8 protein-coding genes are annotated in these 13,252 nt (G+C 36.1%); all 8 read right to left on the bottom strand.

What is annotated here, in order from left to right; genetic code table 11:
- Window positions 1–16: 16 nt before the first annotated feature.
- The 8 genes from AC3HD6_RS09690 to AC3HD6_RS09655 all read right to left on the bottom strand — a co-directional run bounded on the left by AC3HD6_RS09690 (window position 17) and on the right by AC3HD6_RS09655 (window position 13,174).
- Window positions 17–2,683: a multicopper oxidase domain-containing protein gene (locus tag AC3HD6_RS09690; RefSeq protein ID WP_488896143.1), complete on the bottom strand. Its 2,667-nt coding sequence runs from the start codon at window positions 2,681–2,683 to the stop codon at window positions 17–19.
- Window positions 2,684–2,771: 88 nt separating this feature from the next.
- Window positions 2,772–3,245 carry a DUF3347 domain-containing protein gene (locus AC3HD6_RS09685; protein ID WP_488896142.1) on the bottom strand — a complete coding sequence of 158 codons (474 nt, stop codon included), beginning with the start codon at window positions 3,243–3,245 and terminating at the stop codon, window positions 2,772–2,774.
- Between the two features lie 118 nt (window positions 3,246–3,363).
- Window positions 3,364–3,744, bottom strand: coding sequence for an HYC_CC_PP family protein (locus AC3HD6_RS09680; protein ID WP_488896141.1), 381 nt, complete (start codon window positions 3,742–3,744; stop codon window positions 3,364–3,366).
- Between the two features lie 153 nt (window positions 3,745–3,897).
- On the bottom strand, window positions 3,898–6,138 hold the full coding sequence (locus tag AC3HD6_RS09675; RefSeq protein ID WP_488896140.1) for a TonB-dependent receptor plug domain-containing protein: 2,241 nt from the start codon (window positions 6,136–6,138) through the stop codon (window positions 3,898–3,900).
- A gap of 43 nt (window positions 6,139–6,181) precedes the next feature.
- Entirely contained in the window at window positions 6,182–6,991 is an 810-nt protein-coding gene (gene kdsA, locus AC3HD6_RS09670; protein ID WP_068943429.1) for a 3-deoxy-8-phosphooctulonate synthase, read from the bottom strand.
- A 499-nt stretch (window positions 6,992–7,490) separates the two neighbouring features.
- Window positions 7,491–8,018 (bottom strand): DUF1697 domain-containing protein, encoded by a 528-nt coding sequence (locus tag AC3HD6_RS09665; protein ID WP_488896139.1) that lies wholly within the window; start codon window positions 8,016–8,018, stop codon window positions 7,491–7,493.
- Window positions 8,019–8,110: 92 nt separating this feature from the next.
- Window positions 8,111–9,598, bottom strand: coding sequence for a DUF8728 domain-containing protein (locus AC3HD6_RS09660; protein ID WP_488896138.1), 1,488 nt, complete (start codon window positions 9,596–9,598; stop codon window positions 8,111–8,113).
- Between the two features lie 90 nt (window positions 9,599–9,688).
- The gene (locus AC3HD6_RS09655; RefSeq protein WP_488896137.1) at window positions 9,689–13,174 is read right to left on the bottom strand and encodes a glycosyltransferase family 117 protein; all 3,486 of its coding nucleotides are present in this window, start codon (window positions 13,172–13,174) and stop codon (window positions 9,689–9,691) included.
- Between the last annotated feature and the right edge of the window lie 78 nt (window positions 13,175–13,252).

The following is a 13,252-nucleotide window of genomic DNA, read 5'->3' as shown; positions in this document are numbered from 1 at the left end:
TAAATGTGATTAACAATTAATAGGTTAAGGTAACACCGGCCCCCCAGCCCATTTCATTATCATAATTTCCGGAAATAGATAAATATTTCTGAACGATATATCTTATTCCTGTTGAAAATTCCCCATCGGAATTGACACTGAAGTTTCCTCTTAATCTTCTGGAAAGTGGAATATCTTCTCTGCTCAGTTCCAGTAATATTTTACCGTTCTGATCTACGCTGGCATCAGCTGTAATCAACATGGGTAATACATACTGCATCCCGACTATGAAAGAATATTTGTTTTTTGAAGCTTTCTGCTGCCCAAACCATGTTTTCTTCCCATGAAAATCCATTCCCATATCTTCTGCCATCTGGCGTTCCATAATTTCATGATTTTTCTGTACTCTAAATCCTGCATAAGGCAATGCCCATTGGAATTTCCCTAAGAATCTTCCCACTTTTGCACTTCCTTCAAAGTGATCGAAATTCCAATTGGTATGAAATTCATTCAGGTTCGCCCATCTTGGTCCGAACATCGTCATGGTTTCTGCATGAATTTTATTGCTTGCCACATCCAGCATGGCCATAGAACTCACCATTTTATTATCCTTCAAGAAGTTTTTCCACGCCAGCTTTCTGTTAGGGAGCTGTGGATTCGGTTTTGAATTTTCATAACTGAAGATTCTTCCCATTCCGGCCATCATATGGTATAAAATATGACAGTGGAAAAACCAGTCTCCATCCTGATTGGCTGCAAATTCAATAGTAACAGTCTCCATTGGCATAATGTCTACCACGTTTTTCAATGGTGAATACTCTCCTTTTGAGTTGATCAATCTGAAGTCATGCCCGTGAAGGTGCATTGGGTGGCGCATCATGGAGTTGTTATACAGTTTGATTCTTAATATTTCTCCTTTTTTAATAAGGATTTTATCTGTTTCAGTAACTGTTTTGTTATCCAGTGTCCACAGATAATGATTCATATTTCCTTCCAGCGTAAATTTCATATTACGGACACTATCTGTTGGAAGAATTGTTTTTTCAGGAGACTTTAAAATATTATAGGATAACCTTTTAATTGTTTTTTCCTCCTTCATATCCATTCCTTCATGTTGAGAATGATCTTCGCTCTTCTTATCTTCCTTTGTTTTCACACCCATCATTTCATTGATATGCTTTGCTGTTGTTTTTCTCTGGCTTTCTGGAATTTCCGGGTACATCACTTCATTCATATCCATCATCTGATTTCCCATCGTCATGGTCATCGGCTTCATATTTCCGCTCATTTCCATCATTCCATTCATCATTTTCATACCTTCAAAAAGCATCAGTCTTGGTAAATTGGGGGCTTCAACTTTCTCACCGGATCCCAGCCAAAGCGAAGCATGTCCAATTCTGTCTTCTGAAGTAGCTCTAAACTCAAAGCTCTTATTCTCCGGAATGGTCACTTCTATATCATAGGTTTCAGAAACTCCGACAATCAATCGGTCTACTTCTACAGGAACTACATCATTTCCATCATTTCCTACGACTTTTATTTTTCCGCCGCCATAATTCAGCCAGAAATAAGTGGATGAACCGCCGTTGGCTACTCTTAGTCTTACCTTATCCCCCGGTTTCAGATTAGAATAATTGGAACTTGGAACACCATTGATTAAAAACTTATCATAATAGACATCACTTACATCCATGGCTTCCATCCTTTTCCATTCATTCAAGGCTTTAGTCCGGAAATTTCCGGACTTAATGGCTTCCCAATAACTCTGCACTGCATTTTTCTTTACAGCATACCAATCTGTATTGGCCATATGAAGTCTGCGGGCGATCTGCATAGGATCATCATCACTCCAATCCCCTAATAACACAGGGATTTCAGCATTATATTCTGTTTTGGGCTCGCCTTCTCTCTTTTTAAAAACCAAAATCCCGTTCATTCCTATCTGTTCCTGTAATGCTTCATGGGAATGATACCAATAGGTTCCGTTTTGAGAGATTTTAAACTTATATAAATGAGTCTCGCCAGGTTTTACAGGTTTTGTCGTAAGGTATGGAACTCCATCATGCTCATTGGGCAAAATAACTCCGTGCCAGTGAAGTCCTGTATTCTCCTTCAACATATTGTGCAGATAAATTTCTGCGGTATCCCCTTCTGTAAAATATAGGGTTGGAGCCTGAAGTTTACCATTGATGGCAAGAGCTCTTCTGTTTTTTCCGGTAAAATTGACAATGGTATCTTTTACATACAGATCATAGCGAACTGTTTTCCCTCCAAAAGTAATCTTTCCATTCTCCGAATTTCTTTTTAAAACAGACTTTTCTTCCTTTGGTTCTTCAACTGCAGCATGTTGATGGTCTTCTTTCTCTACCAGCTCCATTCCGCATTTAGGGCACTTCCCCGGCTTACCTGAAATCACTTCAGGATGCATAGGACAAGTATAGGTGCTTTGAGATTGAGATTGAGACTTTGGTTTATTAACTTTTACTTCTGCTGGTTTTGTTTTTGTTTCTGCTTTAGGTACAGATTGTACTGCTGGTTTTACTACAACCGTTTTCTTTACCAATGTCATTTTACATTTCGGGCAGTCTCCAGGTTTTGAAGAGACTACTTCAGAATGCATAGGACAGGTATAATATGTTTTTGTTGTTTGTGCGAAGGTAAAAACAGAGAACAAAAGTACCAGAAACATTATTAGCTTTTTCATAATATTCCGAACTTTTAAGAAGTTGCAGGACTTAAAGTTTACAATAACTAAACCCTACAACTCATTATTTTAAAGATAAATACAATACTTATTTAATTTCTGACTTTACACTTCCGCATGAAAGCATAGATTTTCCGTAGTATGGATTCATGATCTGTTTTTCATCACTTAACCAACTCCCGTCAGCCATTGGGCAATATTGTACATACACTGGTTTTTCAGAAAGTTTGAATTCCTTTGTCAGAGCAATCATATTGTCTGATAAATTAAGAAATGTCTCTCTCTGAGCATCCATAGTTCTTGCTTCTGAAATGGCAGAAGCATCTTTTCTAAGAATATTAAGGTTTCCTTCTGAAACTAATTTATAGTCGATGGTAGAAGCCGTTTTAATGAATTCTGTAGCCGCTTTTGAAGTTTTGTCTGTATCATCTGAAGCTAAAGCAGATTTGATTGCAATATAGTTCTGATACAATTTTGAAACCTGAGCATCTTTTTTAGACTGCGCTGAAATTGAAATAATGGAAAATAAAGATAGGGCTGCTGTAATGATATACTTTTTCATTGTTTTAAATTTTAGAATTAATTTTTTAAATAAAGAATTAAAGGTGACGCACAGGAAATGCGTCAGGACATGTCGTCTGTAACGATGTTATGATAACAACGAAAACGACGGACGGATTCTAAATTCTAAAATTACAATGATTGATATAAATAGGAACCAGTTGGTATTCCGGTGGTGCATTGATCTGAATCTGGGTAAACTTAGTGGCAGAAAAGGATCTGTCTACAAAGACAAAATCATGGGTTACGGGAATTTCTGTAACCTGCCCTAAAAAATCAACGTTCAGCAGATCAGACTTCTGAGAATAATCAACTTTTACAACTTTGATTTCTGTTTTGCAGCATCCTTTTTTATCTTTGACTCCGCATTTACCACAAATATCATCAACTTTCTGGCTTACAGAAACAAATTCCTGCATACAATAATGAACGCTAAAAGCTGCTCCGGATGAGAATCCGAAGTAGAAAATAGAGAATAGTATGGCAAGAATCTTTTTCATTGTTGAGACAAAGTTAAAAATATTCAGTAAACCGTTGTTATAAAATTTTGTAATCTTGTTATAAAATTCAGGTAAATAAAAATCCTCTGAAAAATAATTCAGAGGATTTATTGTTTTATATTCTCTCGCAGGTCATGCAGATTGAACAGATTTTTATAGTTTGAATTCTAACTTTACATTGAAAAAACGGCCTGTAAGACGTACCGGAACGGGATACATATAATTCGTATTGTAATCCGTAATCCATTGGTTAGCCACCGTATTATTGATATTAAATGCGTTGAAAACCTGTACTCCTAGAGATAGTTCCTGGAAATTGCCCCAGAAACCGGATTTTTTATTTTTATCCTTTGGATCAATAAATACTTTTGTCAATCCAATATCTACTCTCTTATATGCCGGTAATGTTTTCTGATAGCTGTATGCTGAATTGAAATCCGGCTGCCCGTTATCATTAAACATAACAGGAGATCCTGTTGGTAATCCCATCGCATACACCAAAGTAAGGTTTACCCTCATAGAAGGGAACTGTGGCATATAATCCTGATAGAACATTGCGACTCTAAATCTTTGATCTGTAGGTCTTGGAATATCTCCTCTTCCATCGATATTTTCATACACCCTAGCATAACTTGCAGATAACCAAGAATCTACCCCAGGAACAAACTCTCCGAATAATCTGGTATCAATTCCATAGGCATACCCTTTTGCATTATTTTGTCCTGAGTAACGGATTCTCACATTATCCATATAATACGGAATCAGGTTATCCATTTTCTTGTAATAAAGCTCCGTTGTTAATTTGAACGGTCTGTCATACATATAGAATTCGTAGTCATTGGAAAGAATTGCCTGAATAGATCTTTGTGACTTGATATTCGAGTTGAAGTTTCCGTCAAGATCTTTAATCTCTTTATAAAATGGAGATTGATAATAAATTCCTCCGGAAAGTTTAAATAACATATCAGTATCCCAATCCGGTTTTATCGCAAACTGAACTCTTGGTGAAAATATTGTTTCTTTATTGAAGCTCCAGTTGGAAACTCTTACTCCAGCATTCAAAAATACTTTGCTTGCTCCCCAGTAAAATTTCTGGGAATATTGAGCATATGCAGATAATCTTGTAGGTTCAATATTATTTTTCCCAGCAATATAATAGAACATTCTCAAATCTCCTGTTGTAGTTCCTGCTCTTGGATCAATAACTTCCGGTCTTGGTAAGCTGTATCCTGCAGAATCTACCAACTTCCATTCATTGGTAAGATCTTTAAGGTTTTCTTTTTCGTATTTGAATCCAACCTCAATGTCTGTATTTACATTGGGAGAAAACTTGGCTCTGAACTGTGTTCCGTAAGTTCTTACAAATAAATCATTTCTGGCATGCTCAGTCTGGCCTCCCACATCATAACTGGAAACAGGTTCCTTGGTGATCGGGTCAAAAGTCTGCAGATCATATTCTGAGCGGATGGTGTAATACTCTCTTTCTCTGTTCTGATAAGCAAAGGCATCCAAAGTAAGTTTCCACTTGTCAGCCGGCTTATAGTTCATGGAAAATGTACCCATCATATTTTTGTATTGGTCATTTTCTTTACCAGCATAGCCAATATTTACAGTAATAGGCTGCTGAAGACTTCCGAAAGTAACACTTTTCCCTTTAGGAATCATTTCATAATCATTCTTGGAATAATACCCGATGAATGACATAGAGAGTTTATCATTAACATGATAATTCAGATAAGACTGGAAATCCCAATATGTAGGATTAAAATCTGTATCTTCTTTTAAGGTATTAAGAACAAGATTTGTATTTCTATATCTTCCTGAGAATAATGCTGTAAATTTTTTATTCTTAGAAGCCAAACCTGTTGTTAATCTCCCTCCTATTAAACTTGCCTCACCGGAAAGTTCAAATTTTTCAGGTTCACGATAATAAATATTTAAAGCAGAAGACATTTTATCACCATATTTAGCTTCAAACCCTCCTGCTGAGAAGTTCACTGCGGAAACCATATCCGGATTGATGATGCTCATCCCTTCCTGCTGAGAGTTTCTGATCAGGAAAGGTCTGTAAATCTCAATATCATTGATGTAGATAAGGTTTTCGTCATAGTTTCCACCACGTACCATATATTGGGAAGACAACTCAGTATTGGAATTTACGGAAGGCAGGGTTTTAATCAGTCCTTCAATTCCTCCACTGATGGAAGCTACTGCTTTCGCTTCTTTTGCAGAAATTCTTACATTGGTAAGGTCATTGGTTTTTCCTGTTGTTTTTTTCTGGAACACAACTTCCTCTATATCGGTCACTCTAGTGGTCGCCGTATCTTTTTTTCTTTGTTGGGAGAAAATCAGAATAGGGACCATAAGGCTTAGCGGTAAAACTAGTTTTTTCAAAAGAAATATTTTAGAATTTCTAAAATTAATGTTTTTTTAACAATTACAAAATCGATTCTCTAATTCTTGTTAATTTTTGTAATAAATCTTCTAATAAATCTAGTCTTAGCATGTTGGCTCCATCAGATAATGCTGTTTCAGGAGTTGGATGAGTTTCAATGAAAATTCCGTCTGCTCCTACTGCAATTCCTGCTTTAGCAATCGTTTCAATAAGGTCCGGTCTTCCTCCTGTTACTCCAGAGCTTTGGTTAGGCTGCTGCAATGAATGCGTAACATCCAGAATTACAGGTGCATATTCTCTCATGGTAGGAATTCCTCTGTAATCCACGATCAGATCTGTATATCCGAAAGAATTTCCTCTTTCAATAATAGCTACTTTCGGGTTATTGGAATCTGTCACTTTTTGTACAGCAAATTTCATTGCTTCAGGTGAAAGAAACTGCCCTTTCTTCAAAGACACACACTTCCCTGTCTTAGCCGCAGCGATCAATAAATCTGTCTGACGTACAAGGAATGCCGGAATCTGAAGAACATCCACATATTGTGCAGCTAATGCAGCATGTTCATTCTCGTGGATATCTGTAGTTGTAGGAATATTGAAAGTTTCCCCTACTTTTTTAAGGATTTCAAGAGATTTCTCCTCTCCAATGGTTGTAAAAGAATCTACACGGCTTCTGTTTGCCTTTTTGAAACTCCCTTTGAAAATATAAGGAATATTATACTTGTCTGTAATATTGATTACTTTTTCAGCAATTCTCAATGCCATATCTTCTCCTTCAATAATACAAGGTCCTGCAATAAGGAAAAAGTTCTTTGAATCTTTGTGCTGAATATTATCTAAATACTGAATCATTTTGTTGTAATTAAAAAGTTCAGTAAAAATACTGAGAAAGTTTCAGACTTGGAAATTATTTGAGGAGAGAGTGAGGTTTTAGAGTTTTAGAGAAGATAATTGTTATATTGTGATGAGGCTGCAAGATTTTTATTTTCCCGCTGATTTCACAGATTTACGCAGATGCTTGTGAATAGCTGTATAAATATTAGTGTTTTAAAGTAAAAACAGCTGAGCGGGTTTGTGATTACTAACATATAATAAAAACTGCTCCCCTTTGCTCACATTGACAAAGGCCACAGATATTTTAGGTTTTGGCTAAAGCTAATGGAATTTTGATACTTATAAAAAGAAGAGGCTGTCTCAAAAGTACCCCTCTCTTGGACTCCTGTCTGACAACTTTTGTCATTTAGAAAATTCTCAGAGCATTAGTTTACCTTTTGAGACAGCCTCTTCCTATTGAGTTTTTGTATTGTATTGTATTGTATTGTATTGTATTGTATTGTATTGTAGGTCAAACCTACTCCATCTTCTTCAGAATCTTCTCAAACGTATTGATATTCCTACTGGTCATCTGATCTTTAAGGCTCTTCTTTCCTAAAACTTTTCCGAAAGTAGAATCTAATGTATTCCCTTTAGGAACCTGCCAGTAAAATATATTATTAACAATTTCCGCTTTTTCATTCTCCGATTGAACAGCTTTTTCAAACTCTTCCATCAAAATATTTTCAACACCCGGAGTTCCTACAAACCCATAAATATGTAGGTTCTCATTTTTTTCAAATGGAATACTGTTCCAGAACAGCTCTGTTTCTTCATGAGATTTTATAAACAGAAAAGCGTCATAAGAAAAATGAACAGACATTGCTTTTTCCAAGATTACTTTTAATTCATTAGCATTTTTATCTGAGGAAAATACAATATTTCCCGAAGCCAATATAGACGTCACATCCTTCATTCCGGCCTCTTTAAAGACCTGACAGACATCTGCCATTTTCATGTTCGTCCCTTTAACGTTAACCCCGCGGAGAAAAGCACAATATTTCATTTTTCAGGTTTTAGAGTTTTAGAGTTTTAGAGTTTTAGAGAAAAGTATTTATTTCTTATTACTACTTCCCTGTTTTTCAAATTCAAAATTTTTTAATCAACTCTAATGTACAAATTATAGTCTGTTCCGGAAGGTTTCAGGTTGTAGATCTTTTCCAGGATCTTATTGTCACTTTTGAGGTGATCTTTTACTCTGAATTCTTTCAAAAGCTTGTAATGGCTTTGATAATAATCTGCATTTTTTCCTTCGTATAAATTCTGATATGAAAGCAGATATTTCGGTTTTCTGTTTTTTACCGTATTGATCCAATAATTCGTTTTATCTTTTTTAATCTCTTCCTGAATCTGTTTGTCTACCAACCCTACTTCATCGATGGTTTTTAATCCTGAAAAATAAGGAACATAGCCTGCAGGCTCCAGTAAGATCCATTGATTTTTATCTTTTTCATATTGGTTAAGAAACGTACCAATGGTTCTTCTGTAGTTCCATTCCCCGTTTCCAGTTGCAATGGCATGGATGGTCTGGAAAGCCAGCATCGGAACAATATAAAACACGACAAGCAAAGACAGCCATAAGTTTCGTCTCTCTTTCTGCTCCAATACAAAAATAAGAACCGGAACAAAAAGCAAAAGCTGCGGAACCCAATAATACCAATCGAATAGGCTTTTCTGAGAGATAAAAATAACCTGTTTCACCCATCCGAATATAAAGATCATCCATAAGAAATAATTTCTTTTTTCTCTTTGTCTTATCAGGTAAATAAAGCAAAGCAATTCAAAAACAAGAACAATCACAGTAATTGGATTAAAGGCCCCAGGAACCTTTAGCATTCCCCAGAAATTTCCAAAACTTACCAGAAAGTAGTCAAGATGTTCTCCGAAAGTAAACTGCTGTCCGTAAAGTAATTTCTTTGCTGTAATTGTATTATTGACCACTTCTCCAAAGTAGAACCAGTTAAAAGCCATTGTTGATACTACACCCAGAACTCCGCCAAAAATATAATTCCATCTGATTTTTCTATTCCAAATCGTATCAACAAGAAATGCAATCCCAAGAAATATAACCGTATCAATTCTTGTAAACATAATCAGGATTGGAAGAAGCGTAAGTACCCATTTTTTTCCTTTGTTGAAACCATAATACAACAGAGACATTTCCAGAAAAAACAGGATTCCGTATTCCATTCCAAGAATTGAAATCTTAATGGCGGGAGGCAGGATTCCAATTAAAAAGATGAAAATAGCCTTATGCCAGGGATTTTTAAGAACCAGATGAGATAAGAGTAATGTTCCTATTGTAAATAGTAAGGAATTAAAAATTAAAAGAGGTTCAATAAAATATTCCTTCCCAAAAATAAGATTGAAAATATATGACACAAAAACGTACAAATGCGTTGTAGAAGCAGAGATTTTAGTATCGCCATTGAAACCGATTACCCCATAGTCCAGTAGATTCTGAGCTACTCTCCAGGTGATGAAAGCATCTTCCTGAATGTAATGAGTCAATAAAAAAAGAAGTTTAAAAACAACCGTAACGATTACGGCGTACATCGGGAATCTGCTTTTTTGTGTTTCGGACATTCTGCATTTTTAATTTCACAAATATAATCTTAAAATTCAGGATTGCCAATAACAAAAAAACGGAACCGAAGTTCCGTTTTTAAAAGTGTTTTATTGTGTTGCTTTAATAATCGCTGAAGTGATCTGATTTTCTTTCTCTTTAGAGTAAGTTGAATCAAAAGGTTCCATTACATCAAATAAATATTGGTAGAATGGAGTGATCTTTTGAACATCTTCAGATTCTTTCATTGCTTTTTCTTTGCCCATCTGCTGAAGTTCTTTTACAAAAGCATTGAATTTTTTATCAATCGGTTCTATAGATTTTACCAGATAAGCATACGCTTTTTCTTTTTGTCCGATCTTAGTATAAGCATCTGTAACCGCGGCTACCACAAGAGAATATTCCATTGGTTTTGTTCTCATCTGTCTTCTCACGTAGCTCTGATCTGCTTTAGAAAGGCTTAAGTAATAATCATATTCCTCAAAAATTCCTTTTTTAAGCACTTCTGCCAGCTGTAATCCTTTTTGCTCCTGTCCTGCAATAATATATCCGCTTACAATTGAGCTTAAAGAACGGGGATCATTGTATTTTTCAGCAGGAATTTCTTTTGCTGCAAGATCAAGGATCTCTATTGCCTTAGCTTTCTGTCCGCTTAATGCCAATGCTGAAGCAGCTCTGCTCGCTGACATTCTGTAGCTGATGATATTAGAAGTTGCCGTTTCATCAAAGTGAGCCTTTAGATCTTTAAAGTTACCCCATCTGAAGTTTTTCACTACATTATAAAGGTTATTGGCGTCTACTCTTCCCATATCTCCGTCTGCTGAAGGCTGCGTTTGAATTGGAATCAATCTGTAACTGAACCCGTCAAACTGAAGATAATCATTCAGGTAGAAAATATTTTCACTGTCATAAATTCCTCCTGAAGAGAAGTTAATAGGGCGCTTCCAATCGAAGTTTGCCAATAGATCCATTAAGATCAGGTTGTTTTTATATAATGTGTTTCCTTTGTAAGTAATCATAATCTGATTGGCTACATTCGGAAGATCTGCCTGGTTGATAATTCCTGCTTTTAAAGCATTCTCTTTATTTACAGGAAGAATAAATTTGTTTACCGGAAGAATGTTATACTTTTCATATTTTTCTTCTCCAAAATACATTTTCAATAACTGGTCTTTTTCAGGAGACTTGAATTTGATAAACTTGATGGCATCTTTCAGGGTTAAAGAATCCTGTGTAAGGTACTTTCTGAAATCTTTGAATTCTGTATCAGGAACTCCCTGTTCTTTCAGCATAGAGAAAACCCCTTCCCAATCTTCCTTCTTCATCATATAGATCTGGTCATTCACTCCATCTCTGTAATCTTCATGAGTCAGTTCACTTGGAATTCCCATTGCATTGTATGTTCTTCTTTTTATCTGATCAAGATTCCAAGGTGTTGAAGCAAGAGTGAAGTTCACCACTTTCACATCATCTCTGAATCTTTCCGTTTCCTGGATTGCCCAAACCGGGTAGGTATCATTATCACCATATACGAACAAAATATCGTTCTTCGGCAATGATTTTAGTACTGAATACGCATAATCATAAGCTGTATATCTGTTACTTCTATCGTGAACATTATAGTTCTGGAAGCCCATCATGAAAGGAACTCCTAGCAATACAACCCCTAATGCAATATTAGCACCATTGGATTTCACTTTAGATTGTACAAACCATAAAATAGCTCCTGCACCCAACCCAATCCAGATGGCAAAGGCATAGAATGAACCTACCATTGCATAATCTCTTTCTCTCGGTTCAAAAGGTTTTACTCCTGTATAGAAAATAATTCCGACACTGGTAATAATGAATAAAGATAGTAAAGCATAGAATCTACCAAAGTCTCTGTTCAGCTGGAAAAAGAACCCGATTAATCCTAAAATTAATGGCAGGAAGAAAAACGCTACTGTACTTTCATTCTTAAACTTAGCAGGCATTTTATCCTGGTTTCCTACATTCACGTTATCAATAAACGGAATACCGGAAATCCAGTTTCCTTTAGTACTTTCCATATTTCCTTCAAGGTCATTCTGTCTACCCACATAGTTCCATAGCAGGTATCTTACAAAGTAATATCCGTTCTGGAAAGAAATAAAGTAGTCCATATTCTGAAGCAGTGAAGGCTTCTGAACATTGATAAGGTTATAAGGTTTTACCTTTAAATAATCTGCAGCTGTAATTGATTTATCATCATATTTAGCTCTCAGTTCGTCAAAAATCTGCTTTGCCTGAGGATTATCTGCCACATCTTCATTGGCATAATTGAAAGTAAAATCAGGAGCTCCATACATTGAAATGTAGTTTGACATTACATCTTTATCCTCATTAAACATTCTTGGCATTAAGCTCACCTGAGATTGACTGAAAATATAATTGAATCGGTCTCCGGTTTTTCTATAAGTTCCGGTTTTCTCATCTTTTTCGAAGATCTCTCCGGTCTTTTTTGTTTTAAAGCTTCCATCTTCGTTCTTTTGGATTCCGTTAGCGTCAAGGAAAGCCGTATAGTTCTGTCCATAAATCGTTGGCCAGTCACCATATTGCTCTCTGTTATAATAATCCAGCATACCAATTGCAGTATCTGGGTCATTAAGGTTCATTGGAGGATTTGCATTCGCTCTGATCGGAATCACCATCCAGCAAGAAAAACCAATCATCATAAAAACTACAGATAGAGCAGCTGTTTGATAAATATTCTTTTTTGCTTTTCTTGCATACTTAATAAGGAAATAGCAGATGGCTACCATCAGAATAAAGGCTGCAATAGTTCCTGAGTGGAAAGGAAGTCCAAGACCATTTACAAAGAAGATCTCCAGTCTTCCGAACATCGTCATGATGAGTGGGAAAATAATTTTGAAGACTAAACTCAGAATTAATAATGTAATAAGGTTTGCCCAGATAAAACTTTTCCAGGTAAACTTATAGTTTCTTGCATAATATACAAGACATACCATAGGAGTAGCCAGCATACACATCATGTGTACCCCAACGGAAAGTCCTAAAACGAAGAAAATAAGGATAATCCATCTTTCATTGTCTGCTGCCTGATACTCATTTTCCCATTTCGTAATTAACCAGACCAAGAGCGCGATGAACATAGAAGCCATAGAATAAACTTCTCCTTCCACTGCCGAGAACCAGAAGGTATCTGAAAACGTGAAGCACAATGCTCCTACCGCTCCGGCAAACAGGATAGAAATTTCCTGATGTTTTGTAATTTCTTCAAAATCTTTGTTCAGGAGTCTTCTCACAAAGTGAGTGATCGTCCAAAACAAAAATAAAATAGTCAGCGCACTGCACAATGCAGACATCGCGTTGATTACGATGGAGTAATTTTCGCCTTTCCCTAATGCAAAAATGGCTGCCACGGCACCCACTATCTGGAATAAAGCAGCTCCGGGAGCGTGCGTTACTTCAAGTTTTACTGCAGAAGAAATGTACTCACCACAATCCCAAAAACTGAAATTGGGTTCTATTGTGGACAAGTACGTGAAAAACGCAATGACGAAAATCACCCATCCTAAAACGGTGTTCCATTGCCTAAAAGTCCAATTTTTCATAGTATTAAATCAATTATGCGAAAATAAGGCTTTTATATTATTTTATATTGTTTTTAACAAAATTTAAAAACTTGGCGC

This window comes from Chryseobacterium sp. II3a (genome assembly GCF_057815135.1).
The sequence above is the reverse complement of the archived record's forward strand: the minus strand, read 5'-3'. Positions and strand labels throughout refer to the sequence as shown.